Genomic DNA, 20410 nt, shown 5'->3' with positions numbered 1-20410 from the left:
ACCCGCAAGGTTCGGGTACAGCGCGATGGTCTTGCGGGTTAATGTGAACTTAGGCGACAACCTCTCCATATAAATCAAATTCCTCCGCACGATTGATCCGCACGTTGGCAAAATCACCGAGTCGTACGTACTGACTTGCTGGGACGAGGACTTCATTATCAACTTCCGGAGAATCAGCTTCAGTGCGTCCAATAAAATAACCGCCTTCTTTCCGATCAAACAGCACTTTATACGTCTGTCCAACTTTCTGCTGATTCAATTCCTGCGAAATGCCCTGTTGAATGTCCATTAGTTCGTCGGCACGTGCTTGCTTCACTTCGTCGGCAATGTCATCAGGCATGGAGAATGAGTGCGTGTCGTCTTCGTGTGAATAGGTGAAAACGCCCAAACGGTCGAAGCGCATCCGCTCCACGAAGTCATAAGTTTCTTCAAACATGGCTTCCGTCTCGCCGGGATGACCTACAATCAGGGTGGTACGTAGTGTAATATTGGGTATCCGCTCCCGAATGGTATAAATCAGGGCTTCCGTTTTTTCGCGGGTGATGCCCCGACGCATGATCTTCAATAACTCCGTCGAACCGGTTTGAAGCGGCATGTCCAGATAATTACAAACGTTTGGCCGGTCACGTATTACGTCCAGTACTTCCAGTGGAAAGCCTGACGGATAAGCATACTGCAAGCGAATCCAGTCAATTCCTTCAACATCAGCTAGCTGGTTAATAAGATCGGCCAGATTACGCTTTCTGTACAGATCCAGCCCGTAGTATGTCAAGTCCTGGGCGATCAGAATTAATTCCTTCGTGCCACGCCGAGCCAGTGATTTTGCTTCCGTTACCAGCTCGTCCATCGGGCGTGATACGTGACCTCCGCGCATGAGCGGAATGGCGCAGAACGAGCAGGGCCGGTCGCAACCTTCGGCAATTTTAAGGTAAGCGTAGTGAGCAGGCGTGGTGAGCAGACGTTCGCCAACGAGTTCGTGTTTGTAATCAGCACGAAGTGTTTTCAGCATTCGGGGTAGCTCGTTGGTACCAAACCAGGCATCAACAGTTGGCATTTCAATTTCCAACTCGTCTTTGTAGCGATGTGATAGACAACCCGTTACATAAACTTTATCCACGATACCCGCTTCCTTTGCATCAACGTAGCGAAGGATTGTATTGATCGATTCTTCTTTGGCATTATCAATAAAGCCACATGTATTGATGACAACGATGTTGGCGTCGTCCTTTTTCGATTCGTGCGTTACGTCCATGCCGTTGCCCTTGAGCTGTGTAAACAGCACCTCCGAATCTACAAGGTTCTTCGAGCAACCGAGCGTGACAATATTGATTTTGTTAGTACGTACTCCTTTGGTTTTCATCTGGTAATGCGGGTGAAAACCCGCTTTGAATAGCAAAATCGCGGGCTTTCACCGCTACGGAGGATCGTCCGCTTTACTTAAAATACAGCTTGATGGGAAATCTCAGCCGTTACGCTGGCCATCTTTCCTTTTGCCACGCTAACAGGAAAAATATTATTGTGCGTATCAGAAAGGTTAGCGTACAAGCCTTTCGGTTCTTTAATGATCACGGAATAGCGGCCCACCGGCAGATAGACACAAAACTTGCCGTTTTTATCCGATTTGGTCGTCTTGACAGGTTTGGCTTCGCGAACCGAATTAATAAATCCGTTGTCGCCCGCGTCCACCTGATTCATATTTAGAAGGGGAAAAATCAGCACCTCACGTTCAATCGGAGTACCGCCGGACTTAGAAGCGCCAGGCCCAGGCATCTGGTTTCCCCGTTTTTCAACGACATTTCCACAAATACCCTGGAACGTAGTGGCTTTACTGTTTTTTTTGCGGGTTGGCTTCTGTGCGCAGGTTGCTAACGAAAAGCCAAATAGAAAAAGCGCTAGGTAGATGAACGTCTTGCTCATTTATTTCTTGAAAAACGAATCCACAAACTCCATCTTATTGAATGTTTGTAAGTCGTCAATTTTTTCCCCGACACCAATGTATTTAACCGGAATCTTGAACTGATCCGAAATGCCAATCACAACGCCACCTTTTGCCGTGCCGTCTAATTTCGTGATGGCCAACGCCGTCACCTCAGTAGCTTTCGTAAACTCAGTTGCCTGAATAAATGCGTTCTGACCAGTTGATCCGTCTAATACCAAAAGAACCTCGTGAGGAGCGTCTGGCGTGAACTTCTGCATCACCCGTTTAATTTTGGTCAGCTCATTCATTAAATTGACCTTCGTATGCAGTCGTCCGGCGGTGTCAATAATCACTACGTCGGCGCCTGTTTCAGTGGCTTTTTTTACGGCGTCGAACGCGACCGCTGAAGGGTCAGTATTCATGCCGTGTGAAATGACAGGTACCCCCACACGGTCGCCCCAGAGCTTGAGCTGGTCAACGGCAGCAGCCCGGAACGTATCGCCCGCACCAAGCACCACTTTTTTGCCTCGTTTATGGAACTGGGCAGCCAGCTTACCAATCGTCGTTGTTTTACCCACCCCGTTAACACCCACAACCATAATGACATACGGCTTCTTGCCGGCTGGTACGTCAAAATCGTCTCGCTGCAACGTATCGCCAGGATTGGTGGTGGAGAGTAAGGCGGCAATCTCTTCACGTAGAATACGGTCAAGCTCATCAGTGCCCATATATTTATCGCGGGCAACGCGCTCTTCGATCCGCTTAATTATTTTAACCGTTGTTTCAACGCCCACATCCGACGAAATAAGGACGTTTTCCACTTCGTCTAACACCTCTTCATCAACAGTGGATTTACCAACCACTGCCCGGCCAAGTTTAGAAAAAAAACTGTCTTTTGTTTTTTCTAAGCCTTTGTCCAGTGTTTCTTTCTTTTCCTTCGAAAATAAACCAAATAGAGCCATATTATATGGGGCCGCCGTGCGGTCAGTGAGGTGGTCAATTATCAGGCAGGCAGCGGCTTAATTAGTACATTAGTCATCTACTGGCTGATTCACTAACTGAGGTAACTATTTTTTAACGAAAAAAAGTCCCACAGGGCCAGTTAAGGCTGTGGGACCTATTGTAAGTCGTTGTGCGGAAAGTCGACTAAGGCAGAGACTAGCTTTTCAGCGCAGCCTGTACCTCATCAACCGGAACCATTTCTTCTTTAAATGTATAAGCGCCGGTTTTAGGCGACTTAACGGCTCTGATGATTTTAGCGAAAGCCTTGCCGTTATCCTTTGTTTTCAGGGTTGCAACTACCTTTTTTGCCATGTCGTTGTTTGTCTAGGGTTTATGGTTTTCGGTTTTCGGAAGCTCATGAGCCTGTGCTCACTCACCGTACTCCGAAAGCTATAAACCAGAAACTTATTTAATTTCTTTATGCAGCGTTACTTTCTTAAGGAACGGATTGTATTTCTTCCGCTCAATACGAGCCGGCGTGTTCTTCCGGTTTTTCGTAGTGATATACCGGGACATGCCGGGAACACCGCTGTCTTTTTGCTCGGTGCATTCCAGAATAACCTGGATTCTATTGGCGCCTTTCTTTGCCATTGCTGAAGTTCGTTTTCTCGATAAGGAGCGCAAAGGTACGAAATTACTTTTATTTAACAAATACGAAATCCGGAAAAAGTAATGATTTGTAGCTGGTTATCTGAGAAAATACCCGTATTTTTTGGCTTTCGGTCGCTGGCTTTCGACCTTTGGCAAAGAATGACTATGCAAACAATTCAATACGAATACGCTCCCGGCCATTTTCGGGCATCTGAACCTAGCCTGTATCGACCCGATATGCTGGAAGAAGGTGAGATGATTCTGAACATGGGGCCCCAGCATCCGTCAACTCACGGCGTATTGCGATTTGAAGTCGTGACGGATGGTGAGATTGTAATGGACGTAGTGCCGCATTTAGGTTATCTACACCGATGTTTCGAGAAACATGCTCAGTCGCTGCCGTTTAATCAGACAATACCGTTCGTAGACCGGCTTGATTATCTGGCTGCGATGAATTCTGAACATGCGTTTGTGATGGGCGTTGAAAAAATGCTGGGCATCCAGCATGATATTCCGAAACGAACCGAATACATCCGGGTGCTGGTTGCCGAACTGAATCGAATTGCGGCTCATTTTGTCGGTATCGGTACGTATGCACTTGATATGGGTGCCTACACGCCCTTCTTGTGGCTCATGCGCGACCGCGAGCATATTCAGCGCCTGCTCGAATGGGTGAGCGGAGCCCGGATGCTATACAATTACATGTGGATAGGTGGCTTATTTTATGACCTGCCGGTTGGCTTTGAGGAGCGATGCCGTGAGTTTATAACATATCTGAAACCCAAGCTGGCCGAGTTGCAGCAAGTGGTCATCGAAAATGAGATATTTATCAAACGTACGGCCAACGTAGGCGTTTTACCGCTGCCCGTTGCTATTAATTATGGCTGTACGGGCCCCATGTTACGGGGTTCCGGCCTGCGTTACGACCTTCGCCGGGTAGATGGCTACTCAGTTTATCCCGAACTGGATTTTGATATTCCCATTGGGCAAGGTCAAATGGGAACCGTCGGTGATTGCTGGGATCGGAACAACGTTCGGGTATTGGAGTGTCATGAGTCCATCCGTATTATTGAACAGTGTCTTGACAAACTGCTGGGCGATCATAAACGTACCCGAGAGTATGATCCACAGGCGGTTGTCCCGAAAAAGATACGACCAAAGGCTATGGATTTTTATGCCCGTGCCGAAAGCGCAAAAGGTGAACTGGGCTTCTTTTTTCGCACCGATGGCCGATCGGATATACCAGTACGTTGCAAGGCGCGGTCATGCTGTTTTCATAACCTGTCGGTGATCAGCGAAATCAGTAAAGGAGCTATGCTGGCCGATCTGGTCGCTATTATTGGGTCAATCGACGTAGTGATGGGCGAAGTAGATCGGTAGTTTTAGGCCAGAGCAGTCTCTAGTTGTTTGTCCGTAAAACAAGAAAATCAGCCCCTGTTTAAGTACTATTCCAGCACCAGAATATTCGGCGTGTTTCGCCCTAAGCCATCATAATCCAGGCCATAGCCCAGAACAAATCGATTTTCGATTTCAAAACCAACGTAGTGAAGATCGAGGTGCTTTTTCAGTGCCGTTGGTTTGAATAGCAATGTAGCGATGGCAATCGACGCCGGTTCTTTTTCCTGAAGTTGCTGACAGACCTCATAAAGAGTAAAGCCAGTATCTACAATGTCTTCTACAACAATCAGATCGCGGCCTGCAATGGATTCGTTCAAACCGAGGATCTCTTTAAGCTGTCCGCTCGACTGGGTTGCCGTGTAGGAAGCAACTCGAATAAACGTAATCTCACAGGAAATAGTCAGGTGTTTGGCTAAATCGGCGGCAAAAAGAAAGGCGCCATTCAACACGACCACAATGAGCGGTTTTTTGTCGGCATAGGCCTGATTGATTTGTTCCGCCAATTCCTGAACTCGTGACTGAATGGCTTCTTCGGTAATAAACGGGACGAACGTTTTGTCTTTAATTGTCATCATAGAGACATCTGGGGGGGTAAAGATACGACTGATCCTTAGGTAGCAGGCAAAAAAATATTGTAAAAATAACCATCCGTAAACGTACTATCTGTCTATTACGTTGTTTACTAGGAATGAACGTATCGATGGGTCGAAGCCCATTTATGACTGAATCAACCGGGCTAAAGCCCACATATATGTATTCTGAAATGAAGAAGACATTGTTGACGGTATGGCTAGTAGGGTTTGCTGCGCTGGCACAGGCTCAACTCTACGATCCGTCGGCGTTTGATAAGAAATACGATGGTTTATTAAAGCATCCCGGCGTTCAGATTGAATCGGCGGAGGCTATCAACCAGATGTATAATTATAAATTCTACGATGCCGATAAGGAGTTTCGCTGGCTGCAATTGCGTTATCCGAAGCACCCAATGCCTTATTTCCTGATGGGTCTATCGGAATGGTGGAAAATTGTGCCTAATACCGACGTAACGGATTATGACGATAAATGCCTGGCGTATATGGACACGACCATTACTATGGCCGAGAAGCTCTATGACAACAGCGAAAATAAGCTGGAACCGGCATTTTTTCTGGCGGCTGCTTATGCCTTTAAGGGACGATTATATTCAGAGCGAAAAAAATGGACCAAGGCGACGTTTGCGGGAAAAAACGCGCTGAAGTATTTTGAGAAGTGCAAGGGCAATGCTGACTTTAGTCCTGAGCTGCTTTTTGGCGACGGCATGTATAATTACTACGCACAGTGGATTCCCGAAAATTACCCGTTGCTGAAGCCCATTCTTATGTTTTTTCCAAAAGGAAATAAAGTGAATGGAATCAAGGAACTGGAGAAAACAGCTAACTCAGCCTTTTACACCCGCGTGGAAGCCCGGTACTTTCTGGTTCAAATCTACAGCATGGAAAACCAGTATGATAAAGCGTACCAGATGTCGAAATACATGAATGAGCAGTACCCTGACAACCCTTTTTTCGAGCGCTACTACGCTCGGTCAGCTTTTGTCATCGGCCATTTGCCAGAAGCTGAACGTGTTTCGAAGAACATTCTGGAGAAGGTAAGTCGCACGCAATCGGGGTACGAGGGCGTTAGCGGCAGGACAGCGGCCTACATTCTTGCTTACATTAATCACCTGTTTTACAAGAACATACCGGAAGCTAAAAAATACTATCAGCAATCGATTGATTTCGCTAAACAGACGAATTCGACCAATGCAGGCTATTACTGGTCGTCGGTACTGGGATTAGCGAAGATTGCGACCGAAGAGAAGAATTATGACCTGGCCCAAACGTACTTCAAAGAAGTGATGGACAAAGCGGAACGTAAGTCCAATCAGTACAAAGAAGCTAAAAAAGCCCTGGACGACGCTAAGAAATCTCGGCGGGAGGAGCGCAGGAAACGGAAGGAGTGAAACGTAATGATGAATCATAAATGATGAATGATCTTCTAATCAACGGATTCATCATTTATAATTCATCATTTAGAATTTATCACGGGATTGGCAAAACCTTGCTTTCCTTGAAGGTTGACATGATTACCATCGTTTGCGTACTGGCGACTTCGTCAATTTCATTGATGACGTCGAGCATAAGCGCCTGATACGAGGCAATGTCTTTGGAAATCACCTTCAATAAAAAATCTCCAGAACCGGTGATGTGGTGGCATTCGATGATTTCGGGAATTTCATTAACCCGAGCCACAAACATCATGGTCGTTTCCTTCTTGTGACCCACCAGCGTAACCATAACGAAGGTTGTTACGCCGAGGCCAATTTTCTCCCGATTAAGCTGGGCGTGATAGCTCTGAATGATACCCGAAGTTTCAAGTTTTTTTACGCGTTCCAGTGTTGGAGCAGGCGAAAGGCCAATTTCTTTGGAAAGTTGGGCGTTGGTAATTTTAGCGTTTGCTTGCAGAATCTCTAATACGTTACGATCTATCTGATCTAATTTTTGGGTCGACATAAATAAAAAAGTCTGTTGTAATTTATTATGGGATGGGACAAAGCTACTACCTTTTACGATAGAAAATTCTTTAAAGATGATGAAATTTCCGTTTTTGCGAAATAAATAGCGTATATCATCTTATTAAACGGCACAATATTGAACTAATTTCAACAGGTGCCAAATCTGATATTTATCGTTTTTTAATCTTATTCAGCGTTATCTGCCGTTGCTGATCTGATTTGAACCGCGAATCATCTACTGCTGAACGAGTCGCATGTTTGGTTGGTCGCCCTTGTACGCGAGCCCGCCACCTGCGCCATGAGGCAGGTTTTAGCTCTCGGCGCATAAGCTCAATGACTTCCTGCTCCGAAAATCCAAACTGCCTGTCAATGGCCTCAAAGGGGGTGCGGTCTTCCCAGGCCATCTCAATAATACGGTCGATATCACTATCTGTTATCTGCTTTATTCGGTCGGTTGATTTCATGGTGTTTTAAACTTACTGTTTCAACCAAGAGTTTTTGGCCTATGAAAATGCGCAAGAAGTCAGACCTTCCGACGAAAATTTGTCCAAGTTGTAACAAGCCGTTTGGTTGGCGTAAGAAGTGGGAGCGAGACTGGACGAGTGTTATTTATTGCAGCGATGCCTGCCGGGCAGCTAGCAAACGACAAAAAACGACTTCCGAGTAAACGTAGGTGTGCCGGACTATCGTTAATTTTGTTAATTAACCTACGCCCGTTGATGCGCCCAATCATTTATAGCCTTAGTCTTCTGTTTCTAGTTGCTCTTATAGAAAATAGTTGCCGGGAAGCTAAACCCGTTGTTGTTAGGAGGCCACCTGTGGCTTCGACTAGACCGGTGGCAGCTAATCCCCCGAAATCTGTAGCCGTTAAACCCGCCCCGGTGAAGCCAACGGTACCTCTCGTTGTGTTACCAGCTATAGATACGGTCGAAACAGAAGAGGAAATTGCAAATCGGATATTCCGGCAAAGTACTCCGGCACCGCCTAAGCGTGAGTTTCGGGCTGTGTGGATAGCAACCATTGACAATATTGACTGGCCGAGCAAAAAAGGCCTACCCGTTGCCGATCAGCAGCGGGAACTTGTGAATATGTTTGATCAGCATCAGCAAATGGGCCTGAATGCTGTTGTGGTGCAGGTTCGGTCAGCGGCTGATGCCTTCTATGCCAAAAGTTCGGAACCCTGGTCCGAATGGTTGACGGGACAACAGGGGCTTGCCCCACAGCCTTTCTACGATCCGCTGGAGTTCATGATTGAGCAGGCACACCAGCGCGGCCTGGAATTCCATGCGTGGTTTAACCTGGATCGGGCAACGTTTAGTAAAGCATCCAGTGTGGCCCCAACGAACATCATCCATCGGAAACCAGAATGGATGCTAACCTATGGTGGACGTAAGCTGTTTAATCTGGGCCTACCGGCCGTCCGGTCTTACATTGCCGGTATCGTTGCCAACGTAGTGCGCGAATACGATGTGGATGGCATTCATTTTGATGATTATTTTTATCCATATTCCGAACCAGGCCAGGTGTTACGTGACGACAGTACGTATCGAGCCTACGGAAATGGCATGACAAAAGGCGATTGGCGCCGTGATAATGTGAACAAGCTTGTTGTCGAGTTACGTGACTCCATCCGGGCCAATAAGCCGTGGGTTAAATTTGGTATCAGTCCGTTTGGTATCTGGAAAAATCAGGCCAATGATCCGCAAGGCTCAGCTACAAACGGTGGTCAGTCTTACTACGATATTTATGCCGATACCCGTAAATGGGTGCGGGAGGGCTTAATTGATTACATCGTTCCTCAGGTATACTTTAGTTCTGAATTTGGGCGGGTTCCCTATAAAACGCTGGTGGACTGGTGGACCCGAAATTCGGGAAATTGTCATCTGTATGTCGGGCATGGCGCTTATCGTGTCGGTCGGGGATCTGAGCGCGATCCCGGTTGGTGGCGGGCGACGGAGTTTCCTGATCAGATGCGTTACAACCGTCAGCAGCGAGCCGTGTTGGGAAGCGTGTTTTTTAGCGCTAGAAACTTGCAAATGAATCCGTTGTCGATTCGGGATTCGTTACAAACTAATTTTTACCGACATCCAGCGCTGGTTCCGGCCATGCCCTGGTTAGACAGCATTCCTCCCTTACCCCCTCGTGATTTGAAAGTTACTACGTCGCCCGAAGGCGTTGAGCTGTTCTGGAATCAACCAGCCGAAGCCCTCGATGGGGATGGTGCCAACGCATACCTTGTTTACCGCTTCGAAGGACGACGTTTGCCTGTACATTTAGACGATCCGCGTTATATTGTGGGGAAATGCATTGGCGAGTCATCTACTCATTTCGTAGACAAAACGGCCGATCCCAGAAAGCGCTACGTATACGTGATAACATCCGTTGATCGGTTGCATAACGAGAGCCACGAAGTAGCGATACGGGTAAGGTAACGTTACTCCATGACGTCATTCATCACCTGATCAATTGGTCGGGCATCGGGGAAAAAGCTGACCAGTTTGAGCAGAATACCTTCTACTACGGCATCGGGGCAAGAAGCGCCACACGTCAATAGAACTGTAATTGGATTGTCTAATCTTGACCCTTTTAGGCCGGGAATAAAGTTTTCTGTCACAATTTCCTGTTTCGCACGGGCGTCGAAGTGGCGAATGAGGGTGTCAGACAGGATTTTTTGCTCCGACTCAATGAAGTAGGTTGGTAATTTTTCTTCACAAAGTTCGACGATATGCGACGTATTGGACGAGTTATAGCCGCCCGCCACAAGGGCAAAATTGGCTGGATAGTTTAGCAGGGCATACGTAGCATCCTGATTGTCATTTGTAGCATAACACAGCGTATCGCGGGTATTCGCAAAGTGAGCCTCTACATCTTCACTAGTCAATGCATATTTCTGAATCATAATCTGCTTCAGATAATCGGCAATACTCTGGGTATCAGACGCCAGCATAGTTGTCTGATTCACGACACCGATACGTTGTAAATCGCGAATTGGGTTAAAGCCAACGGAATATTGACCAGTAAACTCGGTATAAAACTGCTCGGCAGGTAATTCGCCAGTAATGTACATGCCCAGTCGCCGAGCCTGGGCCATATCTTTTACGACAACCGTTGGGGCCGCTTCTTTACTATGCGAGAACGTAGCGCGGGTTTCTTCATGGCTTGGCTTTCCATGTACGACCACTGAATAATTTTTCTGCCCAATCTGGCCTGCTTTATTCCAAACCTTTTCGACAAAAGGGCAGGTAGTATCATATTTCGCTACATCCAACCCTAATTCAGCCAGCTGATTTTGCGTCTCCAGTGTCGTTCCGAAAGCTGGAATAATCACAACATCTTCAGACGAAAGGTCAGCCCAGGGCGTGAGTTGCCGACCGCTGGTGTCCATAATAAACCGTACCCCCCGGTCCTGCAAATCAGCATTGACGTCGGGGTTATGGATCATTTCACTAAGCAAAAAAATGCGCTTGTCCGGGTTTTCAGCGATGGCTTTATAGGCGATCTCAACGGCATTTTCAACACCATAACAGAAACCAAAATGACGAGCAATCAGGACGCGAATAGGGCCGAAATCGAGAACCGTAGGGGTAAAATCCCGCTTTAGTTTATCTCGCTTCCGCCGAAATTCTTTCAGGGGTGAAATAATGCTACTGCGGTAATAGTCTGGTATATCGAAGGATTTCATTGACTCAATGAGTGAATGAGTGAATGAGTGAATGAGTGAAAGGCCGACTGTTGAAACAATGAGGACAACCCATCACGCTTAACTCAATGATAGTTTCATGGATAGAACAGAAGAGGAAAACGCTTCGTTCGATGCCAGGCTAGCGACCGACTGTCAACTGCCCCAGAATATCGTCCAGATACTCCCGTGAATTGGCCAGGCGAGGGACTTTATGCTGGCCACCAAGCTTACCGCGTTGTTTCATCCAGGCGTAGAACGTACCGGGCGGTACTACGTGAATCCGAGGACGTTTAAGCACCATGTCATTGTAACGTTTGGCGTCGTAGTCGGAGTTGATTTGCCGAAGCGTATCGTCCAGGATTTGGTTAAACCGTTGCTGGCTAGTCGGTTCCTGAACAAATTCGATTACCCATTCATGAGAGCCATTGGCGCCGTTACCCATATAAATTGGTCCGGCTGTGTAGTCAGCAATAATGGCTCCGGTTGCTTCGCAAGCCTTCGTAATGGCATTTTCGGCGTTTTCAACGATTACTTCCTCCCCAAATGCATTAATATAATGTTTCGTCCGGCCGCTCACTTTCAGACGATGCGGATAAAGCGAGGTAAATCGAACTGTATCGCCGACTTTATAACGCCACAAACCCCCGTTGGTCGAGACAACCAGCGCATAATTTTTATTTAGTTCTACCTCATCGATTGTCAGGGCTTTTGGAAAAGGCTGATCCGCTTCCTGAGTGGGCACAAACTCATAAAATATGCCATAATCGAGCATCAGGAGCATTTCGCCAATCCGATTCAGATCGTCCTGGATAGCGAAGAATCCTTCTGAAGCGTTGTATACTTCCTGATAGCGAACGGTTCTGGACGGAAAAACCTGTTGCTGAAACAACTCTCGATAAGGCTGGAAATTAACGGCGCCGTGCATCATTACCTCAAAATTTGGCCATACGTCCAGAATGTTTGATTTTCCTGTTCGAGCCAGAATTTTGTCGATCAGCACCAGCCCCCAGGTGGGTGTTCCCAATAGGCTGGTCACGTTTTCCTGCGATGTGATCTCAGCCATCCGCTCCATTTTAGCTTCCCATTCGTCCATGAGCGCAACGTCGATGGTGGGTGTGCGGATGAATTGCGCCCAACTCGGCAAGTTTTTCATGACAACCGCCGATACGTCACCAGCCGCGCTGTTGGTGCTGTATGGATTCTGATGCAGACTTCCGCCAATGGAAAGCCCTTTGCCCTCAAATGCCTTACTGTCTGGGTTGTTGGCTATGTAAAGCGCCATCATGTCCTTGCCACCTTTAAAATGGCTTTCGTCCAGTGATTCGGTCGTAATGGGAATGAACTTACTACGGGCGTTTGTCGTACCCGACGATTTGGCAAACCAGCGAACAGGCGAGGGCCAGAGCACCTTGCTTTCGCCTTTCATGACCCGCTCAATATAAGGAAACAGATCTTCGTAGCTTGAAACAGGTACCTGCTGCTGAAAATCCTGAATAGTTTTGATCGACTTATACCCATGTAATCGACCCCACTCAGTTCGGCTACCCGCGCGAATGAGTTGAGCAAAAACTTTCTGCTGCATCGCGCCGGGCTGCTTCATAATTGCCTCAATGCGTGGCAATCGCCGTTGCAGGAGCCATTTAAGCGTGGTGTTGAGAAAGGTCATAAGGCTAAATAAGCATAAACCAACCGTATTGAGTGGGTCAGTGATACAAATTTATAAATATACTGGTTGCTTTATAAGTTGGTGGCCCGATCCGGATAATCAGAGATTAGTCCATCGACACCCCATTTTTTCAGCCGTTTCATGTCGTCGCGCTGGTTCACGGTCCACGGGATAACTTTAATACCCTGATCGTGTAGCCTCGCAATTTTATCCTGGCTAATTAACCGGAAATGCGGACTGTAAATAGCTGGTTTAAAGCCAAGTTCTTCTAGGTTCTTCTCCGGACTGCGCAAATTTTCGACTAAAGCCGCCAACCGTACGTCTGGATACTTGCCTGCGTCGGCTTGCTGTTTCCAGTGCTTTAGCGTAGCAAAGTCAAAACTTTGAATAACTACCCGATCCGGCTCTATTCGATCTTTTAAGACTGCCTTCACCAACTCACAAAACGCGGCTGGTTCCGGCTGACTTTTATTATACTCAGAGGGCTCACTTTTGATTTCGATATTGTACGAAAAGTTAGGTAAGTTTCTGCTTTTTCGATAAGCTTCGGCTTGTTCAATCACCTCGCTTAAGAGTGGTTTATACGTCTTTATTTTTTGTTGTTCGGGAAAGGACGTATTGCCGTTTGATCCAACATCGTAGCGTTTAACGTCGGCATAGTCCATCTGATAAATTACCAACCGTTTCTGCTCTTTCTTGTCAACGGGTTTTCCATCCGGTGCAATACTATAGGCTGCATTGAGGTATGGTTCGTGTGAAACCACCACGTGCTTGTCTTTGCTAATCACTACGTCCATTTCCAGCGTTGTGACGCCTAGGTCGAGGGCTTTCAGGAAAGCAGGGATGGTATTTTCGGGCATTAACCCCCGGCAGCCCCGGTGCCCCTGCAGATCAAAGGCCGGCGGAACTGCCTCATTAATAGCAGCATTGATCATACAAAACAAGAGTACTGAAAAACGCATGGGGTAGGGGAAATGCTACCAAAAGTACACTTTCTTTTCTAGTTGAAATTCTTTTCTACAACTCGGACGGGAACAATCCGCGAGGATTGTGACAAATAACCACTGCCATAGTTGAACTCGATTTTTCGTTTTCTTCCATCCGACATAGGTTGAACTAGCTGTGTATCGGCTGGTTTCACCCGCTGATACGTCACCGGGTTGTTTGCTTCCTTAAACACACGTAGTGGTCCGTTGTTTTGGGTTGCTACGTAATAAAGCTCTCCATTGGCTAATAAAAGAGAGCCCAGCGCCTTTGCATCGCCATCGACTACCAACCCCGAATTTGCGGGCGTTAGGGATTTGAAATGTCCTTTGCCATCGCCGATCAGGCATAAACCGAGGCCTGCATCCTGCCAACCGGATAGCACCTCTGTAGCATAGTCGTTACCAACCAGAAGGATATCCAGATTGCCGTCGTGGTTGAGGTCCGTTGCCAAACTGCCAAACACGGGCGAGAATTGGGCCTCGATCGGTAGCGTATGCACTACCAGCGTACCTGCCCGATTTTCGATGTAAGCTGTTGATAGGTAGGTCGCTCGCTTGACAATGGCCTGCTTCTGTTCCTCCGCCGACAGTAGGCTGCTCAAGGTTGTCTGGCCATAAGCGGCATAGGACGTCATCTTCTTTTTGAAAGAGGGAATCTGATCGGTCAGTACATCGCGGGGATGGAATGGATACTCAACGTCCCCATTAAACACGCTCAGGATTGGGTCTAACGTACCATTTTTGTCGTAGTCAGCCGCATATACGGATACAGGATGGTCAACTGCCGCCTGTAATCGACTGTTCAGACCCAGGTTGCCTGCTACATAGTCTATGTCGCCGTCGTTGTCAAAATCGCCCGCTGTCAGACTGTTCCAGAAGCCAGCCGCTTTGTCAAGTTCAGGCGTTTGCATAGGCGTGAATCGTTGGCCCTGTTGGTTTTTGAATACGGTAATTGGCATAAACTCACCTGCCAGCATCAGGTCGGGCCAGGTATCGTTGTCAACATCGGTCCAGAGAGCCGCACAAATCAAACCGGCCTGACCAAGACCGGGTGCCAGTTGGTCCGTTATGTCCGTGAAATGCACGTGGTCTGGTTGACCGGGTCGGCTATCGTTACGTAGCAAATAACTTCGGGCGGGTTCCGGGTAGCGCTGCGGTACCACGCGGCCACCCACAAACAAGTCCAGATCGCCGTCGTGGTCGAAGTCGGTAGCAATGACGCACGATCCGCTGGACGTCGTGTTGGGAAGTGCCTTGGGCGAGGCCCGAAAATTGCCTCTTCCATCATTCAGGTATAGGCTATCCTGATACATCGCTTCATTTTTGCCAAATTCGGTGCTGCCGTGAACGGCATATAGGTCAAGGTCGCCGTCGCTATCGGCATCAAACAGCAACACACCGGTTTCTTCCGGTTTCTTAGCCGGTCGGCCTTTCCGTATGAACATGGCTGGTTTGGAATTCCGGCCTGCCTGTTGCAGAAAAAAAGTACCGCCTTTATTTGTACTTCCCGCTATATAAATGTCATCCAACCCGTTTCCATCAACGTCACCAATGGCCATGCCGGGCCCAAGTTGCGAATGTTTATGCGGCAGAAGCGTTTGCTGAGCTTTATAGTCGACAAAATCGTCTTCCTTATGCTGAAAGTTGAGCCCAGGTAAATCAGTTACTTCGGTTAGTAATGGCTTCGCTGGCGGCTGCAATTGCATAAATGTAGCTGGCTGAGAAACAGCCTTGCGCTCGTCCAGCGTTAGAATTTGATTGGTTGCTACGTTCGTGATTGTCTGGCCATTACCATTTGACCATAGAATTTTTAGCGAATCAATACGTTCAACCGATCCCAGCCCAAGATGAATGCCCGACGCCATTGTGGACTGGTAACCGCGCTGGCGGGTATACTCCGTGTATTGCAAATGACCACTCGCCCAAATGGCGACTTTAGCACCCACTCCTTCCAGATTGCCCGCTTTCCCCAATAGATTTATTTTTAAGAAATGGTTTGCCGACGCGTCTTTTGCCTGCTCAATGGTTTGATTCCGATAGATGAAAGCAGGATCATTGATGTTGTTCATAACCAGATCCATATCGCCGTCATTGTCGAAGTCGGCGTAGGCGGTCCCATTTGTAAATGAAGGCTCCGTCAGACCCCAGTCAGGGGCAACATTTGAAAAGTGCAGGCTGTCGGGGTGACCATTGGCATTATTATGGAATAGGAAATTTGGCTTGTAAACGGGCTCTAAATCATCAATACGTTTTAGTATCTGCGTACGTCGACCCGCATTGGTGCCAAACATGCCCGCATCCCGGTTGTAGCTGGTGAAATCCAGATCAGTTATGTCTTTTCGATATCCGTTTGTGATCAGTAAATCCCGAAAACTATCATTGTCCAGATCAGCGAAGAGAGCGCTCCAACTCCAGTCGGTTGCCGCTGTTCCGGCCAGATAGCCAATGTCACTAAAGAGGGGCAAGGAGCGTGGAGCATGGCGCACTAGGTTTTGAGAAAGGGACGCGGTATTTATGGCCTGGAGCTTGGTACTTGGAGGTCTGACTCCCTGCTCCTTACTCCCTGCTCCGGGTCCCACGCTCCTTGCCCCTTCCCAAAACCCTCTGTTCAGTTGCAGTACGTTGCGAATGTATTGAGGTTGGTAACCGAGTCGCCGGGCCATTTGAAAACGATCGTAGGGGATTGTCGAGAACATCGTTTTCTGCCGCTGGTTGTCGTCGGGCAGCATATCCACTACGGCCAGATCGTTCAGCCCATCGTTGTTGATGTCGGCCATGTCCATGCCCATACTGTTGTGGCTCTGGTGCTTAAGTGTTTCGGTAATGCGATTGCTGAATGTTCCATCGCGGTTGTTCACGAGCCAGACATCGTTTGACTGAAAGTCATTCGCTACGTAAATATCGGTCCAGCCATCCTGATTCACATCATTGACGATTACGCCCAATCCCCAGCCTTCATGCAATAAGCCCGCTTGCGTTGATACGTCGGTGAAGTGGGGTAGGGCAAGGGGCAGGGGGCGTGGGGCATGATTTGACGCGTCCTGCTCCTTGCGTCCTGCCCCTTGCTGTATACCATCATTCCTGAAGAGTTTATCCCGGCTTCTGGCTGAACCGTCGTTATGGGCCCCGATGACGTTATTTCGGTTGAAGATTTCCAGTGCATTTGTCAATAGAAAAACGTCTAAATCGCCATCGTGATCGTAATCCAGAAAGGTGGCCTGGGTAGAATAACTCGAGTCGGCTAAACCGACTGCCTGTGCTGATTCCTCAAAATGGGGAATGCCATTGGCGTCGTTGCCCTGGTTAAGAAAAAGGAGATTGGGCACCGACTGATTCCGATTGGGGTGAATAGTTGATACGTAGATATCCTGTCGTCCATCCTGATTGATGTCAGCTACGGCTACACCTGTACACCAGAACGTTGTTGAGACACCGGCTGGAATGGTTACGTCCTCAAATTTGAAATCGCCTTTGTTCAGATAAAGTCGGCTTGACACCTGATTTCCGGCAAAGAACACATCCTGAAGGCCATCCCCGTTGAAATCGCCCACCCCAACGCCCCCACCATTGTAGATGTACTCGAACTCCAGTACGTTCAAAGAGTCACTTTCGGTAATGGTATTGGCAAAGTCAATACCGGTCTGACTAGCGGTCAGACGTTCAAATCGAGCTGAAGGGTGGGTACAACTGACCAGTGCGGACAAAGCTATGCCGGTCAGCCAGAGGAAGTAACGCATGGGCGAAATGTAAATAAATTCCTTGGCTTGGCAACGCCCGCCCGCTGGGAATTTCCCGTTTTTAATTGAGCAGCTAAACTTTTAATAAGCCAGATTCTGAACTTCCTGCGGTATTGTCCAACTCCGGTTGTGGAATTAACGCATGGTCTTTAACACCCTGAATAGCAGCCTTGTACAGATAATGATAATTTCGCCGAAAGAATGTTTCCAACGCTACTTCGGCATACTATTTCGAACGAAGCACTAATGCCTTGTCTGTCAGTTCCATATTTTTCATTTCGAGAGAATTTACTCAGACAATAATCAAAAGTTATCTTTTGAATCGCTGGTACCAATTAACGTAAAAAAGAATTGTTCAGGTTAGGAAAAGAATACTTTTTATTTGGTGGGTGCAATGCTAAACTTGCATTGACAATACGTTCTATTGTTTCTCTATTTCTATGCACTACACGAAGGCTATACTTGTATCCGTATTAACAGTAGCACTTGTTTGGGCACTTAACCGGCCTTGGGGAAGTATTCCAGCGTTTGGCCCATTACTGAGCCCATTTGTGGGCTTCTGGCAAAACGCCGAAGCCATTAATACGGCCGATGAAGACGTAACGGTTAAGGGTACAGAAGCACCCATCACGGTCATTTTTGACGATCTGGCTATTCCGCACGTATTCGCTCAGAATGACCATGATGCCTATTTTGCACAGGGGTACCTCACCGCCCGCGACCGGCTCTGGCAAATGGAGTTTCAGACACATGCCGCTGCCGGACGACTTTCCGAATTAGTTGGCGAACGGGCGCTTCCACTCGACAAATTTAACCGGGAGATTGGCATGGTCTACGGCGCTGAGCAGGCTCAGAAAGCCATGCTGAGCGATCCTAATTCAAAGCTGATTGCTGAGGCCTACACGGCTGGGGTAAATGCCTGGATTTCAAATCTGAGCCCTGCCAATTATCCCATTGAATACAAATTGCTGGGGTATGCGCCCGAACCCTGGACAACGTTGAAATGTGCCTTGCTACTTAAAGCGATGACCAGTACGTTGGCCAGTGGCGCGGATGATCTGCAAATGAGTAATGTCCGGCGTGTGTTCGGAGCCGCTGTTACCGACGACCTCTTTCCTGATTACCCCGACCACGAAGACCCAATTATTCCGCCGGGTACCAAATGGGAGTTTAAGCCACTAAATATACCAGATTCCGCAGATTCGTTGCCGACTGGAGAGCCTCTTGTCCTGAACTGGCCTGCTCGCGACCCGGCCATCGGCAGCAATAACTGGGCGGTTGGCGCACAGAAATCCGCAACGGGCTACCCAATCCTGGCGAATGACCCACATTTAACGCTTAGCCTACCCTCAATCTGGTACCAGATTCAACTGGTTTCGCCTACAATGAATGCCTGTGGTACGTCATTGCCGGGATCGCCGGGCGTGATTATCGGCTTTAATAAAGACATTGCCTGGGGCGTTACGAACGTTGGCGCCGACGTACTGGATTTTTACAAAATCCGTTTTCGGGATGCCAGTAAGCAGGAATACCTGCATGGTGGGAAGTGGAAGCCTGTGCGTCGTCGACTGGAAGTGATCAAAGTGAAGGGCAAGCTAGATATTATTGACACGGTTTATTATACGCACCACGGTCCCATTGTTAATCAGGCGGGGCAGCGTGGATTTCGGGCTAATATCCCCTCGGGTTATGCGGCCCGCTGGATTGCGCACGAACCTACGAATGAACTTCAAGCCTATTATTTACTGAACCGGGCTAAAAATTATGATGAGTACGTAGCGGCTCTGGCCTATTATGGGGCGCCCGCTCAAAACTTTGTCTTTGCCGATGTTAACAAAGATATCGCTATCTCGCCCAATGGTAAATACCCATTAAAATGGAAAGAACAGGGTAAGTACTTGCTCGATGGTACCAACCCCGCTCACGATTGGCAGGGTTGGATTCCACCTGCTCAAAATCCCTGTGTCAAGAATCCACCGAGAGGCTTTGTGAGTTCAGCCAATCAATTCTCTACTGATCCAACCTATCCGTATTATATTAACTGGCAGTTTGCCCCTGCCGAACGCGGTATGCGTATCAATCAGCGGCTTACGGCTATGCCACGCGTTACGGTCGATAGCATGCGTCAGTTGCAGAATGACTTGTATAATCTTCGGGCGGCTACTACGTTGCCTGTGCTGCTTCCCCCCTTGAAAGCGTCTGGATTAAAAGGCGAGTATGCAAAAGCATTAAATACGTTGACTACCTGGGCATACCAAAATGATACGAGTTCGATTGGAGCAACGATTTTTACCGAATGGAACCGGCAACTGATGGATGCTATCTGGAAAGACGAGTTTGACCATGGCGATACATTATTGACCCGTTTACCCAGTTTTGACCGAACGATGCGATTAATTCAGCGTGAGCCCACTGCGCACTGGTTTGATAATGTAAATACACCGGCTCATGAGTCTTTAGTCGACGTACTAGTTCAGAGTTTCCGAACTTCCTGTGACACGCTAGCTAAAAAACATGGCTCCATTGGCCCGACCTGGTCCTGGGGGAAGCATAAAGCCACCGCGATCCGACACTTGGTGCCCGGTTTGGATGCTTTTAGTGCATTAAATGTCCAGATGGGAGGGGGAGCTGGGATTGTCAATGCTACGACCGAGCGCACAGGACCGTCCTGGCGAATGGTTGTTGAACTGGGGCCGCAACCCAAAGCCTATGGCGTTTATCCGGGCGGGCAGTCGGGTAATCCGGGTAGTCCTTATTATCAGGATATGATTGAAACCTGGCGAATGGGCAAGCTGAATGAGCTGCTCTTTCTACAGTCGGCGCAGGATAAAAATCCACGTATCAAACGAAGAATGACGCTAAAGTAGCCCAGACACGTTCCGACGAAAACTCATATT

General features: G+C 48.0%; 17 protein-coding genes. 5 read left to right on the top strand and 12 right to left on the bottom strand.

The annotated features are described in order from the left end of the window. Positions 1-49 precede the first annotated feature (49 nt). The 5 genes from rimO to rpmG all read right to left on the bottom strand — a co-directional run bounded on the left by rimO (position 50) and on the right by rpmG (position 3511). Complete coding sequence (rimO, locus tag ACYVEA_RS22480) at positions 50-1360, bottom strand: 30S ribosomal protein S12 methylthiotransferase RimO (protein WP_461115685.1); 1311 nt, start codon at positions 1358-1360, stop codon at positions 50-52. 77 nt (positions 1361-1437) lie between these two features. Continuing rightward, positions 1438-1917, bottom strand: coding sequence for a hypothetical protein (locus tag ACYVEA_RS22475; RefSeq protein WP_461115684.1), 480 nt, complete (start codon positions 1915-1917; stop codon positions 1438-1440). Further along, entirely contained in the window at positions 1918-2880 is a 963-nt protein-coding gene (ftsY, locus tag ACYVEA_RS22470) for a signal recognition particle-docking protein FtsY (RefSeq protein ID WP_461115683.1), read from the bottom strand. Between the two features lie 196 nt (positions 2881-3076). Continuing rightward, entirely contained in the window at positions 3077-3232 is a 156-nt protein-coding gene (locus ACYVEA_RS22465; protein ID WP_093825626.1) for a DUF4295 domain-containing protein, read from the bottom strand. Positions 3233-3325: 93 nt separating this feature from the next. Then, positions 3326-3511, bottom strand: a complete 186-nt coding sequence (rpmG, locus tag ACYVEA_RS22460) for a 50S ribosomal protein L33 (RefSeq protein ID WP_012929817.1) — start codon at positions 3509-3511, stop codon at positions 3326-3328. A 159-nt stretch (positions 3512-3670) separates the two neighbouring features. On the opposite strand from rpmG, the gene ACYVEA_RS22455 reads away from it, so the two are divergent. Then, positions 3671-4891, top strand: coding sequence for an NADH-quinone oxidoreductase subunit D (locus ACYVEA_RS22455; RefSeq protein ID WP_461115682.1), 1221 nt, complete (start codon positions 3671-3673; stop codon positions 4889-4891). Between the two features lie 65 nt (positions 4892-4956). On the opposite strand, the gene hpt is transcribed toward ACYVEA_RS22455, so the two are convergent. Continuing rightward, entirely contained in the window at positions 4957-5484 is a 528-nt protein-coding gene (gene hpt, locus ACYVEA_RS22450; RefSeq protein WP_461115681.1) for a hypoxanthine phosphoribosyltransferase, read from the bottom strand. A 188-nt stretch (positions 5485-5672) separates the two neighbouring features. Here hpt and ACYVEA_RS22445 point away from each other — a divergent pair, with 188 nt between their 5' ends. Beyond that, the gene (locus ACYVEA_RS22445; protein ID WP_461115680.1) at positions 5673-6890 is read left to right on the top strand and encodes a tetratricopeptide repeat protein; all 1218 of its coding nucleotides are present in this window, start codon (positions 5673-5675) and stop codon (positions 6888-6890) included. A gap of 79 nt (positions 6891-6969) precedes the next feature. On the opposite strand, the gene ACYVEA_RS22440 is transcribed toward ACYVEA_RS22445, so the two are convergent. Both ACYVEA_RS22440 and ACYVEA_RS22435 read right to left on the bottom strand, forming a co-directional pair. After that, positions 6970-7440: an Lrp/AsnC family transcriptional regulator gene (locus tag ACYVEA_RS22440; RefSeq protein ID WP_461115679.1), complete on the bottom strand. Its 471-nt coding sequence runs from the start codon at positions 7438-7440 to the stop codon at positions 6970-6972. Positions 7441-7612: 172 nt separating this feature from the next. Then, positions 7613-7906 carry a TIGR03643 family protein gene (locus ACYVEA_RS22435; RefSeq protein WP_461115678.1) on the bottom strand — a complete coding sequence of 98 codons (294 nt, stop codon included), beginning with the start codon at positions 7904-7906 and terminating at the stop codon, positions 7613-7615. Positions 7907-7947: 41 nt separating this feature from the next. Between ACYVEA_RS22435 and ACYVEA_RS22430 the strand changes: the two genes are divergently transcribed. Together ACYVEA_RS22430 and ACYVEA_RS22425 are read left to right on the top strand one after the other, a co-directional pair. Beyond that, the gene (locus ACYVEA_RS22430; protein WP_461115677.1) at positions 7948-8109 is read left to right on the top strand and encodes a DUF2256 domain-containing protein; all 162 of its coding nucleotides are present in this window, start codon (positions 7948-7950) and stop codon (positions 8107-8109) included. A 52-nt stretch (positions 8110-8161) separates the two neighbouring features. Continuing rightward, entirely contained in the window at positions 8162-9874 is a 1713-nt protein-coding gene (locus tag ACYVEA_RS22425; RefSeq protein ID WP_461115676.1) for a glycoside hydrolase family 10 protein, read from the top strand. A gap of 2 nt (positions 9875-9876) precedes the next feature. Here ACYVEA_RS22425 and ACYVEA_RS22420 read toward each other — a convergent pair whose 3' ends face one another. The 4 genes from ACYVEA_RS22420 to ACYVEA_RS22405 all read right to left on the bottom strand — a co-directional run bounded on the left by ACYVEA_RS22420 (position 9877) and on the right by ACYVEA_RS22405 (position 17513). Further along, positions 9877-11124 carry a 4-hydroxy-3-methylbut-2-enyl diphosphate reductase gene (locus tag ACYVEA_RS22420; RefSeq protein WP_461115675.1) on the bottom strand — a complete coding sequence of 416 codons (1248 nt, stop codon included), beginning with the start codon at positions 11122-11124 and terminating at the stop codon, positions 9877-9879. A 139-nt stretch (positions 11125-11263) separates the two neighbouring features. Then, positions 11264-12790: a GH3 auxin-responsive promoter family protein gene (locus ACYVEA_RS22415; RefSeq protein ID WP_461115674.1), complete on the bottom strand. Its 1527-nt coding sequence runs from the start codon at positions 12788-12790 to the stop codon at positions 11264-11266. 71 nt (positions 12791-12861) lie between these two features. Continuing rightward, the gene (locus ACYVEA_RS22410; RefSeq protein WP_461115673.1) at positions 12862-13752 is read right to left on the bottom strand and encodes a glycerophosphodiester phosphodiesterase family protein; all 891 of its coding nucleotides are present in this window, start codon (positions 13750-13752) and stop codon (positions 12862-12864) included. Between the two features lie 38 nt (positions 13753-13790). Beyond that, complete coding sequence (locus tag ACYVEA_RS22405; protein ID WP_461115672.1) at positions 13791-17513, bottom strand: VCBS repeat-containing protein; 3723 nt, start codon at positions 17511-17513, stop codon at positions 13791-13793. A 440-nt stretch (positions 17514-17953) separates the two neighbouring features. On the opposite strand from ACYVEA_RS22405, the gene ACYVEA_RS22400 reads away from it, so the two are divergent. Next, on the top strand, positions 17954-20380 hold the full coding sequence (locus ACYVEA_RS22400) for a penicillin acylase family protein (RefSeq protein ID WP_461115671.1): 2427 nt from the start codon (positions 17954-17956) through the stop codon (positions 20378-20380). Positions 20381-20410: the final 30 nt, after the last annotated feature.

Source organism: Spirosoma jeollabukense, assembly GCF_054777855.1.
Note: the sequence above shows the minus strand (reverse complement) of the source record. Positions and strands in the feature narration are given on the sequence as shown.

Bases quoted from the DNA above. Each gene is read 5' to 3' on its own strand.
- ACYVEA_RS22425 (WP_461115676.1), top strand. From the start codon at position 8,162: ATGCGCCCAATCATTTATAGCCTTAGTCTTCTGTTTCTAGTTGCTCTT.
- ACYVEA_RS22465 (WP_093825626.1), bottom strand. From the start codon at position 3,232: ATGGCAAAAAAGGTAGTTGCAACCCTGAAAACAAAGGATAACGGCAAG.
- ACYVEA_RS22410 (WP_461115673.1), bottom strand. From the start codon at position 13,752: ATGCGTTTTTCAGTACTCTTGTTTTGTATGATCAATGCTGCTATTAAT.
- ACYVEA_RS22400 (WP_461115671.1), top strand. From the start codon at position 17,954: ATGCACTACACGAAGGCTATACTTGTATCCGTATTAACAGTAGCACTT.
- rimO (WP_461115685.1), bottom strand. From the start codon at position 1,360: ATGAAAACCAAAGGAGTACGTACTAACAAAATCAATATTGTCACGCTC.
- hpt (WP_461115681.1), bottom strand. From the start codon at position 5,484: ATGATGACAATTAAAGACAAAACGTTCGTCCCGTTTATTACCGAAGAA.
- ACYVEA_RS22415 (WP_461115674.1), bottom strand. From the start codon at position 12,790: ATGACCTTTCTCAACACCACGCTTAAATGGCTCCTGCAACGGCGATTG.
- rpmG (WP_012929817.1), bottom strand. From the start codon at position 3,511: ATGGCAAAGAAAGGCGCCAATAGAATCCAGGTTATTCTGGAATGCACC.
- ACYVEA_RS22430 (WP_461115677.1), top strand. From the start codon at position 7,948: ATGAAAATGCGCAAGAAGTCAGACCTTCCGACGAAAATTTGTCCAAGT.
- ACYVEA_RS22440 (WP_461115679.1), bottom strand. From the start codon at position 7,440: ATGTCGACCCAAAAATTAGATCAGATAGATCGTAACGTATTAGAGATT.
- ACYVEA_RS22455 (WP_461115682.1), top strand. From the start codon at position 3,671: ATGACTATGCAAACAATTCAATACGAATACGCTCCCGGCCATTTTCGG.
- ftsY (WP_461115683.1), bottom strand. From the start codon at position 2,880: ATGGCTCTATTTGGTTTATTTTCGAAGGAAAAGAAAGAAACACTGGAC.
- ACYVEA_RS22420 (WP_461115675.1), bottom strand. From the start codon at position 11,124: ATGAAATCCTTCGATATACCAGACTATTACCGCAGTAGCATTATTTCA.
- ACYVEA_RS22475 (WP_461115684.1), bottom strand. From the start codon at position 1,917: ATGAGCAAGACGTTCATCTACCTAGCGCTTTTTCTATTTGGCTTTTCG.
- ACYVEA_RS22435 (WP_461115678.1), bottom strand. From the start codon at position 7,906: ATGAAATCAACCGACCGAATAAAGCAGATAACAGATAGTGATATCGAC.
- ACYVEA_RS22405 (WP_461115672.1), bottom strand. From the start codon at position 17,513: ATGCGTTACTTCCTCTGGCTGACCGGCATAGCTTTGTCCGCACTGGTC.
- ACYVEA_RS22445 (WP_461115680.1), top strand. From the start codon at position 5,673: ATGAAGAAGACATTGTTGACGGTATGGCTAGTAGGGTTTGCTGCGCTG.